We start from the raw sequence: 24,034 nt of genomic DNA, 5'->3' as shown, positions 1-24,034 counted from the left end.
GGCTACGCTGTGTCGAGATTCAGGTCAGGCCGAGTCGAAAATGGCTGATACCGAGAACCGGAGCAGAGCGTACTTTTCGTACGCGAGCACCGGAAGCGCAGGCATCGGCCATTTGCAGGCCGGCCTCACCTGAACATCGGCACAGCTTTAGAAAAACGCCTGTATTCCCGTCTGAGCCCTGCCAAGGATCAGCGCATGCACGTCATGCGTACCTTCATAGGTGTTGACCGTCTCCAGGTTCTGCGCGTGGCGCATAACGTGGTAGCCGATCTGGATGCCGTTGCCGCCATGCATGTCGCGGGCCTGGCGGGCGATGTCGAGCGCCTTGCCGCAATTGTTGCGCTTGACGATCGAGATCATCTCCGGTGCCATCTTGCCTTCATCCATCAGCCGCCCGACGCGCAGCGAGCCCTGCAAGCCGAGCGCAATCTCGGTCTGCATGTCGGCGAGCTTTTTCTGGAACAACTGCGTGCCGGCGAGCGGCTTGCCGAACTGCTTGCGGTCGAGTCCATACTGCCGGGCCCGGTGCCAGCAATCCTCGGCGGCGCCCATCGCGCCCCAGGAAATGCCGTAGCGGGCCCGGTTGAGGCAGCCGAATGGGCCGCCGAGGCCCCTGGCGTTGGGCAGCAGCGCGTCTTCGCCGACTTCGACGCCTTCCATCACCACCTCGCCGGTGATCGAGGCCCTAAGGCTGAGCTTGCCGCCGATCTTCGGCGCCGACAGCCCCTTCATGCCCTTCTCCAGCACGAAACCGCGGATTTCGTCCTTGCCGTTGTCGCCCTTCAGCTTCGCCCAGACCACGAACACGTCGGCGATCGGCGCGTTGGATATCCACATTTTCGAGCCGGAAATCCTGTAGCCGTTCGCGGTCTTCTCGGCCCGCGTCTTCATACCGCCGGGATCGGAACCCGCATCCGGCTCGGTCAGGCCGAAACAGCCGATCCATTCGCCCGAAGCCAGCTTCGGCAGGTATCTCTTGCGCTGCTCTTCCGTGCCATAGGCATGGATGGGGTACATCACCAGCGACGATTGCACCGACATCATCGAGCGGTAGCCGGAATCGACCCGCTCGACCTCGCGCGCCACCAACCCGTAGGTGACGTAATTGGCGCCGAGCCCGCCATATTCCTCAGGGATGGTGATGCCGAGCAGGCCGGCCTCGCCCATCTCGCGAAAGATGCCGGCATCGGTCTTTTCCTCGAGATAGGCCTCCTCGATGCGCGGCGCGAGCTTGTCGGCGGCAAAGGCGGCCGCGCCATCGCGCACCATGCGCTCATCCTCGGAAAGCTGGTTCTCGATCAGGAAGGGGTCTTCCCAAACGAACGCGTTCTTGTCGGCGGCCATGGCTTCGCTCTCTCCCAAAATCTTGAAGTGCTCGGGCTTATCCGCCTTCGCGCCGGAAAAATCAAACAAAATTGCATCACCGATCAATGAGGTTTAGTAATGGATCATGAACGTCCAACGCCGGCTTTTGCCCAGCACCAGCGCCCTTGCCGCCTTCGAGTCCGTGGCCCGCCTTGGCTCCTTCACCGCTGCCGCCCAGGAACTCGATTTGACCCAAGGGGCCGTCAGCCGCCAGATAGCCCTTCTGGAGGAACAGTTCGGCCGCCGGCTGTTCGAGCGCGACAGCCGCAATGTTCGGCTGTCCACGGCGGGCGAAATCTATGCCGAAGCCGTGCGGGCGGCACTCGGGCAATTGCGCGACGCGGCGCTCGGATTGATGAGCAATCGGCATAGCGGCATGCTGAACCTCGCCATACTGCCGACCTTCGGCACGCGCTGGCTGATGCCGCTGATCCCGGATTTCGTCGCAGAAAACCCTGACATCACCATCAACTTTGTCACCCGCATCGGCCGCTTCGACTTCGCCCGCGAGCGGCTCGACGCCGCCATCCATCATGGCCAGCCCGACTGGCCGGACGCCGACTCCACGCTTCTGATGCGCGAGACCGTAATGCCGGTGGTCTCGCCAGACTTCCTTGCCAGCCGCGATATCACCACGGCGGCCGACATCAGCCGCCTGCCGCTGCTGCACATGGCGACGCGTCCCGGGGCCTGGGGCGAATGGTTCGAGGAACAGGGCTTGAGCGCACCGATCGGACCCGGCATGCAGTTCGAGCAATTCGGCACCGTTGCCCAAGCCTGCATGGCGGGGCTTGGCGTCGCGCTCCTGCCGCAAGTTCTTATCGCCGGCGAATTGCAGCGCGGTCAGCTCGTGCAGGCGCCGGGACAGCCGATGCAAAGCCGCAGCGCCTACTACCTCGTCGTCCCGAACGACAAGCGCGGCCACCCGCCCGTCGTCAGCTTTCGCGACTGGCTGCTGGGCCAGGTTGAGAAGGAACCGGCCGTTCTGGCCTGGTAGCTACTTCCGCTTCATCGACTCGGTTTCCGGCTGGAAGCGCAGCGTTTTTGCGACTTGCGTTCGGCAACTTTCGCATCGAGCTTGCTTTTGATCCGGGCGAAAGCCTGGTCTCCATCGACCGAACTGCCACTCGCCATGCCCTCGTCCCAAAGACGCCCCAACTCTTGGACACTCACTTTCTCGAAACTTGCCATATCGCGCGTATCTCCACACAAGGATGGGATTGCAAGGAACCATTCGAGGCTACTTCCGCTTCAAGGCATCGGCCAGTGCTGCGCCAAACGCGCCTTGCTGTGCCGGTCCTTCCGGCTGACGCTGCGGCATCGGCGAAGGTTGCGCCGGCTTGCCGCCGCCATTGTCGCGCGGCCCCTTCGGCGTCCCGCCCTCGCCGCCGTCCTTGCGCATGGACAGCGCGATGCGCTTGCGCTTGATGTCGACATCGACGACCCGCACCTTCACCACATCGCCCGCCTTCACCACCTCATGCGCGTCCTTGATGAAACGATCGGCCAGTTGCGAGACATGCACCAGCCCGTCCTGGTGCACGCCGATATCGACGAAGGCGCCGAAGGCCGCGACATTGGTGACGGTGCCTTCGAGAAGCATGCCGGGCTTCAGATCCTTGATATCGTCGACGCCGTCGGCAAAGGTCGCCGTCTTGAAGCCGGGGCGCGGGTCGCGGCCGGGCTTTTCCAGCTCCGCAATGATGTCGCGCACCGTCGGCAGGCCGAACCGTTCGTCAACGAAGACGCGCGGATCGAGCGCCTTGAGCGCGGCACTGTCTCCCATCAGCGAGCGCACATCGCGACCGCAGGCGGCGACGATCTTCTTGGCCACGCCATAGGCTTCCGGATGGACCGACGAGGCGTCGAGCGGCTCGCTGCCATTGGCAATGCGCAGGAAGCCTGCGGACTGTTCGAACGCGCGCGGTCCGAGCCGCGCTACCTTGAGCAGCTCCTTGCGGCTGGCGAACGGCCCGGTCGCATCGCGATGCGCGACAATGGCATCGGCAAGCGACGCGCCTAGGCCTGACACGCGGGCCAAAAGCGGCGCCGAGGCGGTGTTGAGATCGACGCCGACAGCATTCACCGCGTCCTCCACCACCGCCTCCAGCGAGCGGCCAAGCCGGTACTGGTCGACATCATGCTGGTACTGGCCGACGCCGATCGATTTCGGCTCGATCTTGACCAGTTCGGCGAGCGGGTCCTGCAGGCGCCTGGCGATCGACACCGCACCGCGCAGCGACACGTCGAGCCCGGGAAACTCAGCCGCCGCTGTCGCGGAGGCCGAATAGACCGAGGCGCCGGCTTCGCTGACGATCACCTTGAGCGGCTTTGGCCCACCATCCGAAGGCATGTCGGACAGCATGTCGGCGACCAGCTTTTCAGTCTCGCGGCTGCCGGTGCCGTTGCCGATCGAGATCAGCTCGACCTTATGCTGGCGGATGAGTGCTGCGAGCTGGGCCTGTGTGCCGCGCACATCGTTCCGCGGCGGAAATGGATAGACCGTCGTCGTCGCCAGCACCTTGCCGGTGCCATCTACCACCGCGACCTTGACGCCGGTGCGGATGCCGGGATCGAGCCCCATGGTCGGACGCGATCCGGCGGGCGCTGCCAGCAGCAAATCCTTGAGGTTGCGTGCAAAGACATGGATCGCCTCTTCCTCCGCCCGCTCGCGCAGGTCACGCATTAAATCGAGCGTCAGGTGCAGCGAAAGCTTGATCCGCCAGGTCCAGCCGGCGACTTCCATCAGCCAGCGGTCGCCCGGCAGGCTGCCGCCGATGGCGTAGGCATTGGCGATCATCCGCTCGACCGGCTTCACCGGCGAGGCATGGTCGGCATCGACCTCGATGTCGAGCGACAACACCTCTTCGTTGCGGCCGCGCAGCATGGCCAGCGCACGGTGGCTCGGAACATTTGCCCAACGCTCGACATGGTCGAAATAGTCGGAGAATTTCGCCCCGGCCTCCTGCTTGCCGTCGACGACACGGGCACGCATGAAAGCGCGCTCCTTCATGTAGGTTCGCAATTTGCCGACCAGATCGGCATTTTCCGCAAACTGTTCCGACAGGATGTCGCGTGCGCCTTCCAGTGCGGCCTTGGCGTCGGCCACATCCTCGGTCACATAAGCCAGCGCCGCCTCGGCGGGCACCAACGACCGGTTGGCCAAAATAGCCTCCGCCAATGGCCCCAGCCCGCGCTCCCGGGCGATCTCGGCCTTGGTGCGGCGCTTGGGCTTGTAGGGCAGGTAGATGTCTTCCAGTTCAGCCTTGGTGGCGGCAGCCACAATTTTGGCCTCAAGTTCGTCGGTCAGCTTGCCCTGCTCGCGAATCGAACCAAGGATCGTATCGCGCCGCGCATCGAGCTCGCGCAGATAGGCCAGCCGCTCGGCAAGGTCGCGCAATTGCGTGTCGTCGAGCCCGCCGGTGACCTCCTTGCGGTAGCGCGCCACGAACGGCACCGTCGCGCCCTCATCGAGCAGCCCTATAGCTGCTGATGCCTGCTCCGACCGCGCCCCGATCTCTGCCGCGATGATGGATGCGATGCGTTTGCTGTCTGCTGCCATGCTGGTCCCTGTCGCAAAGAGCGGCGACCATAGGCGCTGATGTCCGTCACGCCAACCGCAGTGTTCTCAAGCGTCAAAGAGGTCCACAGGAAAGCGCCTTGCTTTGGCTCGTCCTCAGACCATCCCGCTCAGCGCCTCGAAAAAGGCAACGATCTCGCGTTCGAGCGGATAATCTTCAGGCACCGGCTGCGACCCCATTTTTGCAATCACCACTTCCGTCTTCGGGTTGACGTAGAGCCATTGGCCGTGGATGCCGATGCCGCAGAAGGCGCCGTTTGCCGCCCCCGTCTGGTACCATTTGTTACGGTAACGGCCCTTCGGGAACAGATGCACCATTGTGCCGCGCTGCCAGGCCTCCGCGCTGCCGCCGGCAACGGTCGTATCGCGCACCCAGCCTTCCGGCACGATGCCGCGGCCATTGGCCGTGCCGCCCTGCCGCATCATCTCGCCGATACGCGCCAGGTCGCGCGGCGTCACCGAAATGCCGCCGGCGGTGCGCGCCGTACCTTCCATGTCGACGCCGATCGAAGCCTCGCTGACTGCACCCAGCGGTAGCCACAGTTTCTCGCGCATCAGGTCCGGGAAGCGCTGGCCGGAAGCTCGTTCGAGCAGCAGGCCGAGCAGATCGGAATTGGGCGAACGGTAGCGGAAGGTTTTGCCGTGCGGTTCTTCGAGCCGCTGCAAGGTCAGAATGAATTCGCGCAAGCTTTCAGTGCCGCCGCCCGGATTCCACAGCGTCGCGCGGCGGTAACGGGCAAAGGCGCTTTCGGGATCGAGATAGGCCTCCTCGAAATCGAGGCTGACGCTCATGTCGAGCACATGCCGGCAGCTTGCATCGGCATAGGCCGAGCCGGCGGCTTCCGGAATGTACTGGGTCACCGGCGCTTCCGGGTCGAACACGCCCTCGCCTTCCAGTATTCCGGCGATGATCGCGGTGACCGATTTGCTGATCGAAAAGATGATGTGACGGGCGCCGAAATCCATATTGGGCGCGAACCAGTCGCCGATGACCTTGCCAGCCTTCATCACCGTCAGCGCGTCGCTGCTCGAACGTGTGAGGAATTCGGCCACCGTCTCCGGCGCGCCGGCGACGGAGACGTTTTCGCCGAGCAGGCCGCTCAGGTCCCGCACCGGTGCCTCGACGCTTCCCGGCGTCGCCGCCACGGGGGCGGTAGGAACCAGCTCGCCAAGGTTCTGGAACGACCAGCGGTTGAACGGGCTTTCGCGCCAGTTGGAGAGCAGCACCTCATTGCGGGCAAAGCCGTAGCGGGTCTCGAACGCGGTCTTGCCGGTCATGAACGTTTCCTCAGAGGGTGATTTGTTGTGGGTCAACCAAGCGCCATGGCGATGGTGTGCACCGCCTTCAGCGTTGCCACCGAATAGGCGACATTGCTGAAATCCGGATAGGTCGAAAGCTTGACCACGAGCATGCCGGTGCCCCAGTCGATATGGATCATCTGCCCGAACACGCCTCGGCACATCAAAGCGCGCGTGCGCGGATTCTCGATCCAGAACTGGTTGCGATAGCTGCCCTCCGGCAGGCTCGGATTGAAATCCGGCGCATGCCTGCCGTTGCGCGTCGCCTCGATCCAGTCGGCCGGCACGATGCCGCGGCCCTTGTCGAGGATCAGCTGGCCGAAGCGGGCGTAATCGCGCAGCGTCGCGTTGAAGCCGCCATCGGCCAGCGCATAGCCGGCGCTGTCGACCGTGAAGCAAGCGCTTTCGTCGGCGCCGAGCTTTTGCCACAGCTCCTCGGACACCAGCTGCGCCAGCCGTTTACCGGTGACCCGCTCCATGATGAAGGCAAGCACGTCGGTCTCGATCGAGCGGTACTCGAACGCGGCGCCATGCGGCCGCACCTTGTCCTTCAGCTGCAGGATCAACTCGAACAGATGCGGCGGCCATTGGAAATCCGGATCGCTGTCCGGCGGCACCGGCTTCCAGCCCGTGGCGACATCAACCTGGCCGATGTCGGAGTAACGGTCGGTGTAGTCCTCGGAAAACCGCACGCCGGTGGTCATATCCAGCACATGCTGCACGCTGGCGCCGTCCCAGCCGGTCGCGCCGAGCTCCGGCAGATAGGCGGTCACCGGTTTGGCCGGGTCGATCAAGCCGCGCCCAACCAGAATACCGAACACGGTGCCTGTTACCGACTTCGCCATCGACTGCGACAGATGCAGCGTGCGCTCGGCCATGCCGTTGAAATAGCGCTCATAGGCGACCTTGCCGTCTTTGAGCACCAGGAAGCCGTCCGTGTAGGTCTCGTCGAGCAGGCCAACGAGCGTCGTCGGACGGCCCTTGCTGTCTTCCACCGGCAGCGCGTCGAGATCGGTCTCTGCGCGCTCAAGACGATGGCGATGGCCGTTACCGCGCCAGACCTCGATGGTCGGCAGGAATTCGCGGATGTGTTGGAAGGCCCAGCGATTCCATGGCGGCCGGTCCCAGTCGAGCTTCGGCAGCACCATTTGAGGCGGCGAGCCCTGCATGATCGACGGCCGCGGATCGCTGTTGCGATAGGAGTCCATGAAAGCCATTCCGGAAAAGAAAAGACCCGGCGGCGCATGCCGCCGGGTCTGTCAGACTGCGGTTATTTCTGCAGTTCGGTCCAGATCTTGGTGTAGATGTCCTGGATCTCAGGCGCGCACATCTTCTGGAATTCGCCTTGTGCCTTCGCAGCCTCCGGAATGACGACTTCCGGGGCATCCTTCATATCGGCCGGCATGTACTTGTCCGAGCCGGTAATGGCGTTTGCGTAGCGATGAAAGGCCGAGAGGCCGGCCGCGTTTTCCGGATCCATGATGAAGTTCTGGAACAGCTTGGCGTTCTCGACATTTTTGGCTTCCTTGAGAACGACGACGTTATCGCTCCACAGGCCGTAGCCTTCCTTCGGATAATTGTAATGGATGGCCGGATTGGCCAGCCGCTGACGCAGCGCCGAACCGTTCCAGTCGCTGGTCGCCTTGAAGTCGCCGGCGCCCATCTTTTCGATGGTGTTGTATTCCATGGCGATCCAGTTCGGCTTGGCCGCGACAAGCGTGTCGCGCACCTTCTTCAGCACCGTCTTGTCGTCGGTGCACTGCTGGCCGCCGACATATTTGATCGCCGCGAAGATAACGTCATTCATCTCGGGAACGACATTGGTCTTGCCCTTCAGCTCGTCCGGCGTGTTGAAGATGATGCCCCAGCTGTCGGCTGGTCCCTTGTAGGCATCGGTGTTGACGACGACGCCGACGGTGCCCAGCGCCCACGGCACGGAATATTTGCGGCCGGGGTCGAAGTCTGGATTGGCCCATTCCGGCGCCACGTTCTTGAAGTTCTCCATCTTGCCCGGATCGGTCTCCTGCACGAGGCCCTCCTTGATCCAGATCGGCACGTAGGTTTGCGACGGAACGGCGATGTCGAAGCCGGTGCCGCCCTGGCGTACCTTGGCGAGCGCCGTATCGTTGGAATCGTAATCGGTGATGGTCACCTTGACGTTGTATTTGGCTTCGAACTTTTTGATCACGTCGGGGCTAGTATAGTTGCCCCAATTGTAGATGTTCAGCTCGCCATCGGCGCTGGCCAGGCTCGTCGTTGCGAGCAGCGCCAACCCCATGGCGGCTGTCGTTGTTTTCCAGTTCATGGTTTTAGCTCCCAATTGTCGGTTCAGTCTCTTTTCCTGCTGACGAAGAAAAACAACGTGACGATCGCGACCGAAAGCAGCAGGAAGGCGGTCGATATCGCGTTGATCTCAGGCGTGATGCCGCGGCGGATCTGGCCGAGCATGTAGGTGGGCAGCGTATCCTGGCCGCCCGATTTGACAAACTCGGTGATGACGACGTCATCGAGCGAGATGACGAATGCTAGCATCAGTCCGGCCAGTATGCCGGGCCACAAAAGCGGCAGCGTGATGCGGCGGAAGGTCTTCCAAGGCGTCGCGTACAGATCGGCGGCCGCGCGCTCCAGCGTCAGGTCCATGTTTTCCAGCCGCGCCCGGATCGGCAGATAGGCGAACGGGATGCAGAACGCCGTGTGCGCGGCGATCAGATAGCCAATGCCGGAATAGCCGGTGAAGATCTTGATGCGCGAGAAGAAGATCAGCAGCGCCACGCCGGTGACGATCTCGGGCACCATCAGCGGCTGGTTGATCGCCGCATATTTGAAGGTGAGGCCCGGATAGGACGCGGTGCGCGTGGTGGCGAGCGCGGCCATGGTGGCAAAGATTGTCGACAGCACCGCAGCGACGGCGCCGATCTGGAACGAGCGTAGCGTCGCGTCGATAACTTGCACGTTCTGCCAAGCCGACTGGAACCAGCGCATCGAAAAGCCGCCCCATTCGGACGTCGAGTTCGCCGCGTTGAAGGCATAGGCGACCAGCACGATGATCGGCAGATAGAGCACGATAAAACAGGTCGCAGCGATCACCGTGAAGCCGGTCTGGTGCTTGATGGAAAAGTTCTTAGCCATGCCGCACCCCCGACTTGCCGGCATTGCGCACATAGGCAAGCAGCGCCACCATGACGATGATCATCACCGTGATCGACAGCGCCGAGCCGAGCGGCCAGTTGCGGCCTTGGCCGAACTGCAATTCGATCAGGTTGGACAGCATCATATTCTTGCCGCCGCCAAGCACGCTCGGCGTCACATAGGCGCCAAGGGCTGGAATGAAGACCAGGATGGAGCCGGCAATGACGCCGGGTTTGACCAGCGGGAAAATGATCTTCCGCAATACCTTGAAACGGGTCGCGTAGAGGTCGTAGCCCGCCTCGACGAGGCGAAAATCAAGCTTCTCCATGCTGGCATAGATCGGCAGCACCATCAGCGGCAGATAGACATAGGCCATGCCGATCAGAATCGCCGTGTCGGTGAAGAGGATCTGCACCGGCGCCGAGACGATACCAAGCTTGATAAGGATGGTGTTGATGATGCCTTCGTTGCGGATGATCTGCAGCACGGCGAAGGTGCGGATCAGAAGGTTGGTCCAGAACGGAATGGTGATCAGGAACAGCCAGAGATCCCTGGTTTTCTCGCTGCGCGTCGCCATGAAATAGGCGGTTGGAAACCCCAATGCCAAAGTGGCGATCGTCGTTATCACCGCCAGCTTGATCGAGCGCCAGAAGATGGTGACATGCGCTGCCGCAAGCGAAAGCGTATCGTCGAAAATGTCGCGTTCCATGAACACCGACAGCCAGGCATCGGGCGAGAACTGCCACTTCACATCGCCATAGGGGCCAGGCGTCAGGAACGAGTAGATCAGCACGATCAGCAAGGGGCCGGTCGCGGCGAGGAAGATCACCAGCAAGGCTGGCGCTGACAGCAGCCAGCGGTCGCGCATATCGCGTCGCTGCGCTGCCTTGGCGACTTGTTCCGCGGTCGCCATGATCAGTCCTTCAGCACTTGCGCGGCGTCGTTGCCGATCGTGATGCCGATCTGGCCGCCCTGCACGAAGCCGTCACCGGCGCCGCGGCTGTTCTGACGCCGCACGATGAACGGCTCGCCACCGGCAAGGCGCAGATGGAAGTGCGTGTCGGTGCCGAGATAGACGATGTTTTCGACGGTGCCGGACAGCGAAGCGCTCGGGCTGGCCGTGCCCAACTGCGCATGCTCTGGACGCACGACGATGGTGACCTTGCCGCTGGGGCTGAAGCCTTCCGGCAGCGAGGCTGGGATTTCCACACCAGACGGCAGCTTCACCGTCGCCCGGCCACCAGTCGCGCTAACCACATCCGCCTTGAGGAAGTTCGACTCGCCGATGAAGTCGGCGACGAAACGCTCGGCCGGCCGGTCGTAGATGTCGCGCGGCGAGCCGACCTGCAGGATTTTGCCCGACGACATCACCGCGATGCGATCCGACATGGTCAGCGCTTCCTCCTGGTCGTGGGTGACGAAGATGAAGGTGATGCCCGTCTCGTGCTGCAGCCGCTTCAATTCGATCTGCATTTCCTTGCGCAGCTTGTAGTCCAGGGCCGAGAGCGGTTCGTCGAGCAGGAGCACCTTGGGCTGCGGCGCCAGCGCCCGGGCGAGCGCCACGCGCTGCTGCTGGCCGCCGGAGATCTGGCTGGTGCGGCGGCCCGCCAGCGCCTCCATCTTCACCAGTTTCAGCATCTCGGCGACGCGCGCCTTGATCTCGGCCTTCGGCTTGCCCAGCATTTCCAGGCCAAAGCCGATATTGTCGGCGACCGTCATATGCGGGAACAGCGCGTAGGATTGGAAGACGGTGTTGACCGGTCGCTTGAAGGGCGGCAACGGCGCGATGTCCTGGCCGTAGAGGAGGATTTCGCCGGCGGTTGGAAAGTCGAAGCCGGCAATCAGCCGCAGCAACGTGGTCTTGCCGCAGCCGGATGGTCCCAGCAGTGTAAAAAACTCATTCTCGCGGATGGATACCGAGACCGTATCGAGGGCAGCGACCTGCCCCTCACCCGATCCGAAAATTTTACTGACGTTTACGACTTCAATTGCATTCCGATCCGGTTTTTCCGGCACGATACGCCTCACTGTTGACCCCGCTCTTGCTGGCGGAGTTTTTCCCCTGTTCGATGTGACCACACGGCCGGTAGGTTGGCAAGTCCGGCATTGAATCACAGTTCAGTCGGTCATTTCGTCTTGCAAGCGGCAAGCTGTGCAAGCCGCATGCCATTGTCAGGCCTGGTAGGTGACCTTGCCACCGCAGACCGTCGTCACCGGCCGCAGCTTGTGTAGATCGGCCGGCGCCGTCTTCTCGATATCGGCCGACAAAACCACCAGATCCGCCATATAGCGGGGTTTCAGAACGCCTTTGCGATGCTCGGCGAACTCGGCATAGGCGCCCTCGACCGTGTAGGCGGCAATGGCTTCCTGCAGCGAGAAACTCTGGTCAGGATCGCCTTCTGCCCATGGTTTGCGCTGCACTGCCGCCTGAATGCTCAGGATCGGGTCGATCGCCGCCACCGGCCAGTCCGAGGCGAACACGACATGGGCGCCGGCGCTTTTCAGGGTGCGCCAGGCATAGCTCAGCGGCCAGCGGGCCGGTCCGATGCGTGACACCGTCGGCTCCAGTGGAAAATCCATGGCGCCGGGCGGATGCGACGGCTGCATCGAGGCGATGACGCCGAGTTCGGCAAAACGCGGCACGTCGGCTGCTGTGGTGACCTCGATGTGCTCAACCCTGTGCCGGCTGTCGCGCTTGCCATTGAGCTTCTGCGCCGCCTCGTAACCGTCGAGCACTGCGCGCACCGCGCCGTCACCAATCGAGTGCACCGCGATCTGCAGCCCGCGTTTGTCGATAGCCACGGCGAGATCGATAAATTGCTGCGGCGTGAACAGCGGCTCGCCGACCCAGTCGGGACGATCCGCATAGGGTTCGACCATAACAGCGGTCCAGGAATCGAGCACGCCGTCATAGAACACCTTGACCATGCCCGATGACAGCCACTCACTGTGGTAGCGCTCGGCCATGACGGACGCCTTCTCGAGCATGTCGAGCGTCATGAAATTCTTGTAGTGGAACGGGATCTTGACGCGGCAGGGCAATCCCTCCTCGGCCTCGATCTCGGAAAGCAGTTCGAGCTGGTAGAGATTGCCGTCCATGTTCTGGATCGAGGTGATGCCGTGGCGCGCGCACCATGCAAGCCCGCGCCGCATGATGTCACGGTCAGCGGCCCGCTCGGCGGTCGACGGCATTGGGTCGGGCTCACCGCCGGTCGACAGCCCCAGCCGCACCCGGCTTTCGCCGGCAAGGTCGAGCACCGGACCGAAGGCCTCGCCCTCGCGCAATTCGCCCGCGGCCAGGCCGTCGTCACCCATCACGATCTCGTTGCCCGGACCGAGCGTGCGTCCCTTCAGGATGCCGGCCATCTCCAACGCCTTGGTGTTGGCCCACATCGTATGGTGGTCGGGTGCCGCCATGCAGAAGGGGCGGTCGGGCAGGATGGCGTCGAGATGATGGCGTGTCACCCGCTCGTCGCCGAGCACGGTGTAGTCGACGCCCTGTCCCACAAGCATCTTCGCCTCGGGCCACGTCGTGGCGTAGTCGCGGATGGCGCTTTGAAGCGCCTCGAAGCCATGGATACCGCCGAGTTGAAGATGCGCGAGCTCGGCCCCTCCCGAGAACAGATGCATGTGGGCTTCGATGAAACCGGGCAGGACCGAACCGCCCTTGGCGTCGATCACCTCTGTGGTCGTTCCCTTGAGTTTTTCGATGGCGGCGTGGTTGCCTATGGCGATGATGGCGCCGTCCTTGACGGCAATCGCCTCGGCGGCGGGATTGTCATCGTCCATGGTCCGCACGCGACCATTGATGACGATCAGATCAGCATTTTGACCCGCACCCGTGACAGACATCGCGACTCCGCGCTTTTGACGACTGGCTGAGACCGACAACCCTCTTGTCCGACAAGCTGCCACTCCGCTGGAGCGGCGTTATCGGACGAAAACTGATGCCAGTGCGCTGTTTCGAAATTCCCCTTGTGATCTCTCGAAACAGCGTGGATAAAAGAATGCGACTAATTATTCGCGTTTGTCAACGTGCCGAATTTCGAATGTATTGTGGACAACACACCACGCCAATGTTGAGACCGGGACCTGTGTTGAAACCGGCAGGGAACGAAGGCATCAATCCGTGAAGCGCAGTCTCAGCCGCGAAACCAGGATGGCGCTCGAACCGCGCAAGCAGCCGCGGCAGGAACGGTCGAGCAAGGTGGTCGACAGGATACTCGACGCTGCGCTGATCCTGACGCGGGAGCAAGGAACCAAGACGCCGACGACGCTCGCCATTGCCCGGCGCGCGGGCCTGTCGGTCGGTTCGGTCTACCAGTACTTTCCCAACAAGGAAGCCATTCTCCTCGACCTCGCCCGGCGCTGGCTGTCGTCGTTTCCCGAGGTGATCGCCAGGCGCATCGAGGTCACCCCACCCACCAACCGCGACGAGTTTCGGCAGGAGGTGCGCAAGCTCTTCATCGATACCTCCAGAATATATCTCGAAAACGCCACCCTGATGCCGGTGATCGAGGCGATATCCGGCAATGCCGACCTCAGGCCGATCCAGGACGAATATGACGAGCAGATCATCGCGCTTTACGCCGCGTGGCTGCAGCATGTGAACCCGGCCCTTGAAGACAAGATCGCCAGCCGACTCGGCGTGCTGATGATGGATGTCGGGCACGCCTGCCGGCTTGTGGGGTTGAAGCGGGATCGCAAAACATACGACCTCATCGAGGACGATGTGGAAAGAATGTGGCTCGCTTTGGTCACCCCCTATCTCAACCTTGACTGATTTCGCTATTTCGAGAGGAAATTCATGAAGACTGTCTATTCGCCGCTTCATGCCGGCCATGCCGGCCAGATGGAACTGGTCACGTCGGCAATCGTGCCGGGTTTCGAAAAGCCATCGCGGGCCGAGTTCATCAAGGCGCGGGTCGAGAGCGAGAAGCTGGGGCCGATCATCGGACCGGTCGAGCACGATCTCACAGCCGCCAAGCGCATCCACAAGGCCGACTATATCGACTTCCTGCCAACCGTCTGGCCGGCGTGGAAGGCCGCCGGCCTCGAGGGCACGGCGATGCCCTTCACCTGGCCGACGCGCGGCCTGCGCGGCGACGTGCCACCCAAGCGCGTCGACGCCTTGCTCGGCTACTATTCCTTCGACGCCGGCGCCACCTTCGTCGAAGGCACATGGACCGCGATCAAATCGTCCTATGACGTGGCGCTGACGGCGGCGGCCTTGGTCAAGGGTGGCGAGCGGTCGGCCTTCGCGCTTTGCCGCCCGCCCGGCCATCACGCCGGTGCCGGGTTCATGGGCGGCTACTGCTACATCAACAATGCTGCGGTCGCCGCGCAGTGGTTCCTCGACCAGGGCGCCGAACGCGTCTCGATCCTCGACGTCGACTACCACCACGGCAATGGCACGCAGGAGATCTTCTATGAACGCGCCGACGTGCAGGTTCTCAACCTGCATGGCGATCCCATGGTCGAGTATCCGTTCTTCCTCGGCCATGCCGATGAACGCGGCGCGGGCGCCGGCGAAGGTTTCAACGTCAACTATCCCATGCCCTTCGGCACCAATTGGGACGCCTGGAACGCCTCGCTGGAGGATGCCTGCGTCAAGCTCGCCGCCTACGCCCCCGATATCGTCATCGTCTCCCTTGGCGTCGACACCTTCGAGAAGGACCCGATCAGCCAGTTCAAGCTGAAAAGCCCGGACTATCCGAAGATCGGCCGGCGCATGGCCAAGCTCGGCCTGCCGACGCTGTTCGTGATGGAAGGCGGCTACGCCGTCGAGGAGATCGGCATCAACGCCGTCGGCGTGCTCACCGGCTTCGAGGACAAATAGGAAAGCAATTCCAGGATAAGTGTGAGGCGGTTTTCCGGCCGGATTGCGCCAAAGAGATATGGGGCGGCTCCGGCCGCCCCGACCATCTAGGCGGCCGCAGCCGGGTTAGGTGCAACCACCGGAACGGCTGGCCTTCGCGACCGGCCGATGCGGTAGACAATCACCGCCGCAATCACGCCTGCCGCCAGGATGGCGAGCGCCAGCAACGGCCGGTACCAGAACCAGGCAATCGCGATCGTCACCGTGCCGACCAGGATCGCCAGAACGAAGGCGATGATGCCGGTGCCCATCCGCGCCATGCTGCCGAGGAAGGGTATGACGTCGAGGATCACCCCGATCGGGCTGAGGAACAGCGCAAAGCCTATGGTCAGCAACAGCAAGCCGGCGCCGCGCAGCAGCCAGGTGATCAGCGTGTTGGCGCTGACCGCGTCGGCGAACATCTTTTCGGCCGGGACGTTGCCGGTATCGACCATCAGCAGCGCATCGCCGGCTTGCGTCTGGTAGGGCTCCAAGCGGCTGCCGGCCTGGCGCGCGATGATACTGATCACGCCCAGCGGCGCCAGTTCGTAGCCGATGCGATAGTCACCCAAAGCGGGCGTCGTGTTGTCATTGCCGAGATAAATCTTGCCATCGACGATGCTGAGCGGTTTCGTTCCGATATAGGCAGCCTTTATCGCCGCCGACTGGTCGGCTGAGAGCGAATAGTCCTTGTCACCCTCGATACGGTCCAGCACTGGCGTATCGAGATCGAAGGCGACAAGCTTGCCCTCAGGAATCTGGAAGGTCCGGCCGTGGATTTCCATCGGCGGATTCTGGTGGCCGTCCGGCTTCTTGAAGTCCGACGAGTTGATCTGGCTGTCGTCCCACACCTTGGAATAGCTGTAGGTGGTCACCGTCTCTTCGCCACCGCCGAGCTTCTTGGTCGTCTCCGACTTGGACTCTTCCTTCCACTGATACATCTCGACACTGCGCGACAGCCGCAGCCCTTGCGTGGCGATGCCGAAATCCGGATCCGCCAGGCCGCTGTCCGCCGTCACCAGTCCGCTGACATGAACCAGCTTGCCGTCATTGGCGGTATCGACGCTGTCGGCGCCGACCGAAACCACCGCTCCAGAACCTTCGGCCAGCGAGCGCGCCGTCTGCACGGCGCGGCCCTCGTTCCAGAACAGCCCGATCACCATCAGCGCGATCAGGATAAGGCCGAAGATGACCCCGCCGACCGCGCGCTTGATCCGCCCGAACCACGAGACGGACGTTACTTCCCGAAATGAATCGCTCATCGTTTCCCCCGAAACAAAGTTATCCCAAAATTACAACGCGGCCGGCGGCTGCGCGTTTAGCCCGTCAATCGGCGTGGATCTGCGCGCCGCAATCCCTTTCGCCGGCGCAGGCGTGCACCGCCCGTGTCGTGCCGCCATCGCCGACCCGCCATGGCGATGCGGAGAGCGGCGCCTGGCGATTGCCCCCGAGAAGATCGAGCGCCCGCATCGCCGTCTCTTCGCCGACCTCGTCACGCTTGACGATCTCGACGTCCTTGAAACCGATAGCTGCAAGCTGCGGCATCACCACATCGGGGTCGCCCGCCACCACGATCAGCGACGGATCGAGCGACGCCAGGGCCAGCGCCTGTTTCTGAACCGCATCGAGTGTCAGCTTTGTGCGCGCCGCCATGCGGGTTTGCTGGTCCTCCAGCGTCGATCCGCTGCCGACCGCGCCAATCAGCGAGGAGAACAGACCAGCCGACGTCTCGGCCGATCCAGCCAGCGCCCGGCGATAGACAGTCACCGTGCGGTCGACTTCGTCCTGCGCCACCGGCAAGGTGGTCAGGCCGGCAAATCCTTTCAGGATTTCGGTAATCGCCGGCCCGGTGTTGGCGCGCTCGACGGTGGTTGCCACGACCAATCCCGAGCCGGCCTTCATCGGGCTCATCAGATAGCTCGACACGCCATAGGAGTAGCCCTTCTCCTCGCGGATCACCGAATTCAGCCGGCTGGAGAAATCGGCGCCAAGCAGGTTGGAGACCGCGGTCGATTCAGCGCGCTCGCTCTCGTCGGTGCCGGGCGCCGGCCGCGCCACGAACAGCGCCGACTGGCTGGCGCCGGGTTCGGGCACCAGCAGCACTTTCTGTCCCCCGTTGAAATGCGCCGCCGGCGACGGCTCGACGGCATAGCCGGCGGTGTCGCTTGTCCACGCGCCGAATGCTTTTTCAAGGCTGGCGGCGACGGTCGCGACCGGCATCGGGCCGACGCTGTAGAAGGTCACCGCCTTCGGCGTGAACTCCGCCTTGAATGCGTCCCTCGCCTCGTCGAGCGAGATCGAGGTCAGCGCCTTTGCCGACCAGTCCACCGCTGCCTTGCCCGGCACCTGCGGGATCAGCGTCGCCTTTGCCATGCGGCCGGCAACGCCGGGCAGATCCGCCTCGCGGCCGTTTAGCCAGTCGACCGTCTGCGCCATCAGCACCGTCCATTCGGTCTTGTCGAAACGAGGCTTCAGTACCGCGTCGGCGAGCAGGCCAATACCCTGGTCGAGCTTTTCCGGCGGCACGCCAAGCGTCATCATCGTGGTCAGCGTTCCGGCCTGGTGGCTGACGCCGGCGCCGATGTCGCTGGCCGCCTTGGCGAAATCAGCCGAGCCGCGATCGGCGGCCCCGCGTGTCGCCATGCTTGCTGCAAGCTCCAGCAATCCCTCCTTGCCTTCCGGCACGCTGTTCCAGCCGCCGGCGGCACTGGCCGCGACATAGACCATCGGCGCTTCCGGCATTGTGTAGTGGACGAGTTTGATGCCATTCGAGAGCGTCGCCGTTTCCATGGCGGGCAGTGTTGCCGAAGGCGCTTGCCCGGCCGCATGCTTCGGAATGTCGATCGCCGCTCGCTCCGGTGCGGTGAACGGCTGCGGTGTGCCGGACGAGCCGATCAGTGCATCGGGATAGCTGCCCCGCGGGCCGGGCTTCAGCATCAGTACGCTGGCATCTTCCGGTTTCAACAGCCGCTTCATCGTTGCCTCGACATCCGCCACGCTGGCGTCCTTCACCCGCGGGGCGTCGACCAGCGCGCTCTGCGCATCGCCGAGCACGTCGGCATTGTAGGAGACGACGCCGGCGCGATCCTTCAGTGCTTCGCTGCCGAGCCGCGCTGCCTGCAAGATGCCGGTGCGCGCACGCTCGACATCGACCGGATCGAGCGGGGTCTTCAGGAAATTCGCGAACGCCGTTTTCATCGCGCTTTCCAGCGCTTCCGGCGCCACACCTTCGGCGGCACCCGCCTCGAAGGTAAAGCGGCCACCGAGCAGACCGCCGGTCCAGCTCGCGCTGGCATAGGTGGCAATGCCCAACTGCGAAACCAGCCGGTTGCGCAAAAACCCATATTCGCCGTTGCCGAGCAGTTCGGCGGCAATGCTGAGCGCACCATTGTCGGGCGACTGCGCCACCGGGCCACTGAAGCCGACCACGACGATGGGGCTTGGCACACGATCCTCGAGCACCAGCTTGAGCCGGGCCTGCGTCGGTGCCGGCACGGCGGGCCGCACCACATCGGCGCCGCGCGCCACGCGGCCGAACGTGTCGGCAATCAGCGCCTTGGTGTCGTCGATCTCCAAGTCGCCGACCAGCACCAGCACCGCATTGTTGGGCAGATAGTAGCTGTTGAAGAAACCCCTGACATCGTCGAGCGTCGCCGCATCGAGATCGGCGACCGAGCCGATGACCATGCGGCTATAGGGATGCGGCTTCGGGAACAGGCCGGACCAGAAAGCTTCCCAGCCGGATGCGCCGGCCTTGTCGAGCACGTTCTGGCGCATCTCGTTCTTGACCACCGAGCGCTGCAGATCGAGCTTGGCCTGAGTCACCGAGCGGCCGAGATTGGCCATGCGGTCTGCCTCAAGCGACAAGATCATCGGCAGTGACGACGACAACCCGTCGACATAATAAACCGTGCCGTCCTCGGTGGTCCAGGCATTGATCTCGTTGCCGAGCGCGGCGTGCGCGCCGAACACGTTCGGCCAGGCCGGCGTGCCGGAAAACATCAGATGTTCGAACAGATGCGCAAAGCCCGAGCGTCCCGCGGGTTCATTCATCGACCCGACGCGGTAGCGCAGGTTCATCACCACCTTCGGCACGCGATGGTCGGGCACCAGCACCACCTGCAGCCCGTTGTCGAGCGCATAGGTAACGGTCGGCTCAGCCTTGGCGGGCGCTGCCATGCCGGCAAGAACCGCAAGCACCACCGTGAACGCCAGGAAAACCTGCTTCATCATGACCCCCGATGCTGATGGCCGCGAGCAAGCGCCGCCAAATCCGCCGTATGACCGAAGGGATGCCCATCCCTGCCGGCTGCCGAGACCCTATCGGAATCGATCGGCCCTCGATACGGCAGTATCGCAACACCCTCTGGCTTTTTCGTGTCGGCGTTTCAGGCCTTTTGCGGCGGAAAGGCCGCGAAAGTCGCGCCTGAGTCGCTTGAGTCCAATAATATTGATTTTGTCAAATCGCGTTTGATGTCGGATTCATCTGCGGGTAGATTAGACCCGAATCAGCCGGTCCTTGGGGGGCGCGGCGACCACCCAAAGTCTCAAGTTCCGGCCAATGACCGGCACCAGACGCGGACGGCTTCGCGTTCCCTGAATGGATTCGGTGATCAGCGCGACCGCCGCGCCGTGTGAGTGCTTCGTAAACGTGATGCGTCTTCAAGTTCGGCCGCTGCTAACCCCAGCGTCCGGGCTCAAGAAAAGACTCCGGCCATGACATACAACCAAAGCATCCAATGAGCAGTTCCGCCGCGCTTCTCCAATCCGATACGTTAGGCTCGCGCCTCGAATCGCGCGGCGATCTCACCTCCTTTTTCATGCAGCTTGCCGCCGAGATCGGCGCCGACAGCTACATGCTCGTCGCCATCGTCCACGACCAGGACCGCAACGACGCCCGCATCGTCTCATCCAACTGGATCTTCGACGCCATTGAACTGATCGGCAAGCGGCTGATCGCCGGCCTTGCCCAGGGACCGCTGACCGTTGCACCTGGCATCCGCCCGAGGCCCCTGGTCGCCGCCGCGGCACCCGACGCCGGCGGACTGCTCACAGGCGAAGAGGCGCGCCTGCTCGACGTGCTTGGACATGCCGAAGTCTATTCACTGCGGCTCAATGTCGGCCGCCAGCGGCTGTTTGCGCTTTTCTCGGCGGCCGAGGCCGGCAGTATCGACCAGCCGGCGCTGATGAAGGCTCAGTTGAAGTGCTGTTACGCGCTGTCCGCCATCCCGCAATTGATCGCCGCCGTCGCCATGCAGGACCCGCTGTCCGACCGCGAGCGCGAATGCCTGTTCTGGGTGTCTGAAGGCAAAACCACCGATGAGGTCGCAGTGATCCTCGGGGTCTCGTCCAACACCGTCAACAGCTACATCACCCACGCCATCCAGAAATTCGCGGCGTCGAACCGCGCGATGGCCATCGCCACGGCGATCAGGAGCGGCATCATTTGAAACACGCTGACATCAAGGCGGCGGCCGAAGCCCTTTTCAACGAGCAGCGAAATCCGTTCGGCGCCTTCTCCATCAGTTCCGAGACGCACCATGCCGTTACCATCCCGGACGCGGTGCGCCGCTGCCGCTGGATCGCCGTCGACATCAACGCGTCGGCCTTCGGCCTCTACTTCGTCAGCCCCTCGCCGGAACGGGCGCGCCTGGTGCCGAGCTTCGATTCCGACTATCCCGCCACCGCGGTGACAACCAAGTTCATCGCCGGCGCCAATGGCGAGGAGATGGTGCACCACAGCGGCGCCTCGACAGCGCCGCGCTGGTGGGCGGACGACGGCATCGCCGGCTCGGACGCCGTCTTCCAGAACCTCGCCTGGGCGGAGCGGACGGCGCCGCTGGCGCCGGGCACCAACGGCATTGCCTTTCCCGTCCATGCCGATCGGGGCCATTGCGGGCTGGTGGTGTTCCTCGGCTCGACGATCGCTTTGCCGGAGGACACGCTCTACGAAATCCACGCCCGCTGTTTTTCGCTGTTCGCCGCCGTCGCCCGAATTCGTCCGAACGATGCCGGCCGGATGCGGTCGATCTCCAAGCGTGAACTGGAGTGCCTGAAGCTGACCGCCAACGGCAACACCAGCGAAGAGATCGCCAGGCTGCTGAAGCTGTCGGTCCACACCGCCAACCAGTATCTCACCCAGTCGACGCAGAAGCTCAACGCGGTCAACCGCAACCAGGCGGTGGCCAAGGCGCTGCGGCTGGGGCTGATCGAGTAGTCAGCGTCCAGCGATTCGGCTTGCGAAAGAAAATCAGCGATAGGCGAGCGGCTCGGTCCGGCGAATGCGCGCCTCTTCGATGACCGTCTCCAGCAAGGCGGTGTTGTGCTCGGGGTCTTCGCCGGGCTTCTCGAACGACACATAGTTGACCGCGACCGAAGACCTCTCCTCGCTCAGCGTCAGCTGGAAATAGACGGTGACGCCCGGCGGCCGAAGCTCGAGATCGAGCACGATGCGCGGGCTGCCGCTCCAGTCGACATGTGCCTCTCCGCCATGGCCGAGCCTGAGCGTGCCCGGCAGGAAGAACAGCTCCACCGCCGAATCCACCAGATCCGACAGGCAAGCGAAATGCTCGAGCCGGATGAAAGCGATGTAGTCGGCGACATCGATCAGCCGCAACTCGTCGACCACCTGCTCGATGGCCTTGGCGACAATGAGTTCGCGGGATTTTGCGTGCGGTTGGCGGTTCATGAAATTTGTCTCCGCTCAGCCTTTTTGGAGTAGACGATCCGCACCAATTCGGCGACGGCCTGGTAGAATTGCGACGGGATCACGCTATCAACCGAAACTTGCTTGTACATGGAGCGGGCGAGCGCCACGTCCTCGAAGATCGGGATGTTGTGCTCCTTGGCGATCTCGCGAATCTTGAGCGCAACCAGGTCCTGGCCCTTGGCCAGCACCAGGGGTGCTGAATCCTCGTCGCGGACATATCTGAGCGCGATGGAAAAGTGCGTCGGATTGGCAATGATCAGCGTCGCGCGCGGCACCGCCGTCATCATCCGCTTGCGCGCCCGGTCGCGCGCCAGCGAGCGCAGCCGGGACTTGATGATCGGGTCGCCCTCGGACTGTTTGAACTCGTCCTTGACCTCCTGCTTGGTCATCCGCAGATCCTGCTTCCAATGGAAGCGCGACCAGACGACGTCGACCGCCGCGATCAGCCCCATGACGAAGACGATCGCCACCAATATGTCGACGGTGATGCTTTTGATGACGAGGCCGAAAGCGACGGGGTTGGTGATCATGCCGGCCAGGAGCTGGCGGTAGTCCTGCGACAGCGTGAAGTAGAGCACGATACTGGCGAAGCCGAGCTTGCCCAGCGATTTCAGGAATTCTACCCAGCCCTGAATGCCGAACATCCTGGTCCAGCCCTTGGCTATCGAGATGCGCGACAGTTGCGGCCGGATCCGCTCGCCGACGACTTGCGGCATGTTCTGCAGCACCGAGGCGCCGATGCCGGCCACCACCAGCAGCACCAGCAGGCTGACGACGGCGTTGCCTATTTCCATCATCACGGTCTTGTAGAGCGCGATGACGTCGGTCTCGGTGTCCATCGGCCACGCCTCGGGCTTTTCCAGGAACATCGACAGGAACATGCCGAGATTGACGACCGCGTCCTTGGCGTAGAAGACGGTGAACACCAGTAGGGCGATGAAGGACGCCAGAAGTGCGGCCTCCCTGGAATGGGGCAGTCTGCCCTGTTCGATGGTGTCGCGGATCTTCTTTTCGGTCGCGTCTTCGGTTTTGGAGTCTTTGTCCGCCGCTTCAGCCATTCAGCTCTCGGCGTTAAGCCGCTTCGCTCTGCTGCGACGAGGGCAGTTCGAAAGCCCCCTCGCGCGAAAGCCGGATTGTCGCCACCGCGATGTTCTTGCGCGCCGTCATGATATCGGCAAGCTGAATGCCTTCCGAGCCCTGTCCGAGCTCGGACTCGATCATGCGCCGCGACCGTGCGCCGATCGCCGAGAGCGCCGATTCCGTCAATGCGGGTGGTGCACCGCGCAGCGCCAGCGTAATCAGTTCGGTCGACAGCCCGTCGAACAGAAGCACCCGCGCCTTCTGCGTCAAAAGCGGCAGATCGTCGAAGGCAAACAACCTGGAGCGGACACCGCCGAGGTCCGGCGTGCCGGCCTCTTCCAGATCCTGCATGACCTCTTCCAGCTGCGGCTTGTCCATTTCGTTGAGCACACTGGCGACGCGCGCCTGTCCCGCCGAGATGTCCTTGGTCGCGGTCTGCGCCAGCACGCTGGCGCGCAGCTGGTTCTCGATGATCCTGGTGGCCCCGTCCGGAATGGTCGCCATCGTCACCATGCGCTTGATGATCTCGCTGCGCATCGGCTTTTCCATGGTCAGCAAAATGTTGGCGGCGGCCTGCGGCGCAAGCTTCGACAGCACCATGGCCGCGGTCTGTGGATGCTCGGCGGCAAGGAACGTGCCCAGACGCGTCGGTTCGAGCTTTTCCAGCTGCGGCCAGATCGGCGGTGGTCCTTCCGGCGCAACCTCGAAGCGCTTGTCGCCCATGATGGCGCTCATCTCTTCGGGCGACAGCGATTCATTGAGGATCGTGTCCATCCGGTCGGCGGAATCGAGCAGGCCCGCACCTTCGGTGAACTCGGCCTCGAATTCGGCGACGATGCGTTCAAGATCGCTTTGCGGAATGGTGCGCAGCAGCCGCGCCCCTTCGATCAGTGCCTTCAGTTCTTCCTGCTTGAAGAATTTCAGGAGCCGGCTGGCCGAAGGTTTGCCCATCGCCACCAGGATGGCGGCGGCCTTTTGCGGGCGCGTGAGCGTCACCGGCGTCGTCATGGCATCC

At 63.2% G+C, this 24,034-nt stretch carries 20 protein-coding genes; 5 read left to right on the top strand and 15 right to left on the bottom strand.

The window, feature by feature from the left end; all coding sequences use genetic code 11:
- Positions 1 to 147: 147 nt before the first annotated feature.
- Complete coding sequence (locus ACYG9Y_RS02310) at positions 148 to 1,344, bottom strand: acyl-CoA dehydrogenase (RefSeq protein ID WP_023737695.1); 1,197 nt, start codon at positions 1,342 to 1,344, stop codon at positions 148 to 150.
- 106 nt (positions 1,345 to 1,450) lie between these two features.
- Between ACYG9Y_RS02310 and ACYG9Y_RS02305 the strand changes: the two genes are divergently transcribed.
- Positions 1,451 to 2,362: a LysR family transcriptional regulator gene (locus ACYG9Y_RS02305; protein WP_352608705.1), complete on the top strand. Its 912-nt coding sequence runs from the start codon at positions 1,451 to 1,453 to the stop codon at positions 2,360 to 2,362.
- 11 nt (positions 2,363 to 2,373) lie between these two features.
- On the opposite strand, the gene ACYG9Y_RS02300 is transcribed toward ACYG9Y_RS02305, so the two are convergent.
- The 9 genes from ACYG9Y_RS02300 to ACYG9Y_RS02260 form a co-directional block, all read right to left on the bottom strand.
- On the bottom strand, positions 2,374 to 2,556 hold the full coding sequence (locus tag ACYG9Y_RS02300) for a hypothetical protein (protein ID WP_023671771.1): 183 nt from the start codon (positions 2,554 to 2,556) through the stop codon (positions 2,374 to 2,376).
- Between the two features lie 49 nt (positions 2,557 to 2,605).
- A complete protein-coding gene (locus tag ACYG9Y_RS02295) occupies positions 2,606 to 4,927 on the bottom strand; it encodes a Tex family protein (protein ID WP_023737694.1) in 2,322 nt (773 codons plus the stop codon).
- Positions 4,928 to 5,041: 114 nt separating this feature from the next.
- A complete protein-coding gene (locus tag ACYG9Y_RS02290; RefSeq protein ID WP_023737693.1) occupies positions 5,042 to 6,223 on the bottom strand; it encodes a serine hydrolase domain-containing protein in 1,182 nt (393 codons plus the stop codon).
- Positions 6,224 to 6,255: 32 nt separating this feature from the next.
- The gene (locus ACYG9Y_RS02285; RefSeq protein ID WP_023737692.1) at positions 6,256 to 7,452 is read right to left on the bottom strand and encodes a serine hydrolase domain-containing protein; all 1,197 of its coding nucleotides are present in this window, start codon (positions 7,450 to 7,452) and stop codon (positions 6,256 to 6,258) included.
- A 62-nt stretch (positions 7,453 to 7,514) separates the two neighbouring features.
- Positions 7,515 to 8,549: an ABC transporter substrate-binding protein gene (locus ACYG9Y_RS02280; RefSeq protein ID WP_023683465.1), complete on the bottom strand. Its 1,035-nt coding sequence runs from the start codon at positions 8,547 to 8,549 to the stop codon at positions 7,515 to 7,517.
- A gap of 23 nt (positions 8,550 to 8,572) precedes the next feature.
- Positions 8,573 to 9,373, bottom strand: a complete 801-nt coding sequence (locus tag ACYG9Y_RS02275) for an ABC transporter permease (protein WP_023671766.1) — start codon at positions 9,371 to 9,373, stop codon at positions 8,573 to 8,575.
- On the bottom strand, positions 9,366 to 10,286 hold the full coding sequence (locus ACYG9Y_RS02270; RefSeq protein ID WP_023737691.1) for an ABC transporter permease: 921 nt from the start codon (positions 10,284 to 10,286) through the stop codon (positions 9,366 to 9,368). Before ACYG9Y_RS02270 ends, ACYG9Y_RS02275 begins: the two co-directional genes overlap by 8 nt.
- Before the next feature lie 2 nt (positions 10,287 to 10,288).
- Complete coding sequence (locus ACYG9Y_RS02265; protein WP_023699750.1) at positions 10,289 to 11,389, bottom strand: ABC transporter ATP-binding protein; 1,101 nt, start codon at positions 11,387 to 11,389, stop codon at positions 10,289 to 10,291.
- Between the two features lie 156 nt (positions 11,390 to 11,545).
- A complete protein-coding gene (locus ACYG9Y_RS02260; RefSeq protein ID WP_023737690.1) occupies positions 11,546 to 13,225 on the bottom strand; it encodes an amidohydrolase in 1,680 nt (559 codons plus the stop codon).
- Between the two features lie 277 nt (positions 13,226 to 13,502).
- Between ACYG9Y_RS02260 and ACYG9Y_RS02255 the strand changes: the two genes are divergently transcribed.
- Entirely contained in the window at positions 13,503 to 14,156 is a 654-nt protein-coding gene (locus ACYG9Y_RS02255) for a TetR/AcrR family transcriptional regulator (protein WP_023686329.1), read from the top strand.
- Between the two features lie 24 nt (positions 14,157 to 14,180).
- Entirely contained in the window at positions 14,181 to 15,212 is a 1,032-nt protein-coding gene (locus ACYG9Y_RS02250) for a histone deacetylase family protein (protein ID WP_023737689.1), read from the top strand.
- Positions 15,213 to 15,298: 86 nt separating this feature from the next.
- Here the strand turns inward: ACYG9Y_RS02250 and ACYG9Y_RS02245 are convergent, their stop codons facing one another.
- A complete protein-coding gene (locus ACYG9Y_RS02245) occupies positions 15,299 to 16,492 on the bottom strand; it encodes a TMEM43 family protein (RefSeq protein ID WP_460223099.1) in 1,194 nt (397 codons plus the stop codon).
- A gap of 64 nt (positions 16,493 to 16,556) precedes the next feature.
- Positions 16,557 to 19,463, bottom strand: a complete 2,907-nt coding sequence (locus ACYG9Y_RS02240; protein WP_023737687.1) for a M16 family metallopeptidase — start codon at positions 19,461 to 19,463, stop codon at positions 16,557 to 16,559.
- Positions 19,464 to 19,969: 506 nt separating this feature from the next.
- On the opposite strand from ACYG9Y_RS02240, the gene ACYG9Y_RS02235 reads away from it, so the two are divergent.
- Positions 19,970 to 20,680 carry a helix-turn-helix transcriptional regulator gene (locus ACYG9Y_RS02235; protein WP_023683473.1) on the top strand — a complete coding sequence of 237 codons (711 nt, stop codon included), beginning with the start codon at positions 19,970 to 19,972 and terminating at the stop codon, positions 20,678 to 20,680.
- Positions 20,677 to 21,447, top strand: coding sequence for a helix-turn-helix transcriptional regulator (locus ACYG9Y_RS02230; protein ID WP_023737686.1), 771 nt, complete (start codon positions 20,677 to 20,679; stop codon positions 21,445 to 21,447). Before ACYG9Y_RS02235 ends, ACYG9Y_RS02230 begins: the two co-directional genes overlap by 4 nt.
- Before the next feature lie 33 nt (positions 21,448 to 21,480).
- Here ACYG9Y_RS02230 and ACYG9Y_RS02225 read toward each other — a convergent pair whose 3' ends face one another.
- The 3 genes from ACYG9Y_RS02225 to ACYG9Y_RS02215 are packed head-to-tail and all read right to left on the bottom strand — an operon-like array spanning position 21,481 to position 24,027.
- A complete protein-coding gene (locus ACYG9Y_RS02225) occupies positions 21,481 to 21,918 on the bottom strand; it encodes a hypothetical protein (protein WP_023671756.1) in 438 nt (145 codons plus the stop codon).
- Positions 21,915 to 22,997: a flagellar biosynthesis protein FlhB gene (flhB, locus tag ACYG9Y_RS02220; protein WP_023737685.1), complete on the bottom strand. Its 1,083-nt coding sequence runs from the start codon at positions 22,995 to 22,997 to the stop codon at positions 21,915 to 21,917. The genes ACYG9Y_RS02225 and flhB overlap by 4 nt, the downstream gene beginning before the upstream one ends.
- Before the next feature lie 13 nt (positions 22,998 to 23,010).
- Entirely contained in the window at positions 23,011 to 24,027 is a 1,017-nt protein-coding gene (locus ACYG9Y_RS02215) for a flagellar motor switch protein FliG (protein WP_023737684.1), read from the bottom strand.
- Positions 24,028 to 24,034: the final 7 nt, after the last annotated feature.

This window comes from Mesorhizobium sp. W050, assembly GCF_054719535.1.
Note: the sequence above shows the minus strand (reverse complement) of the source record. Positions and strands in the feature narration are given on the sequence as shown.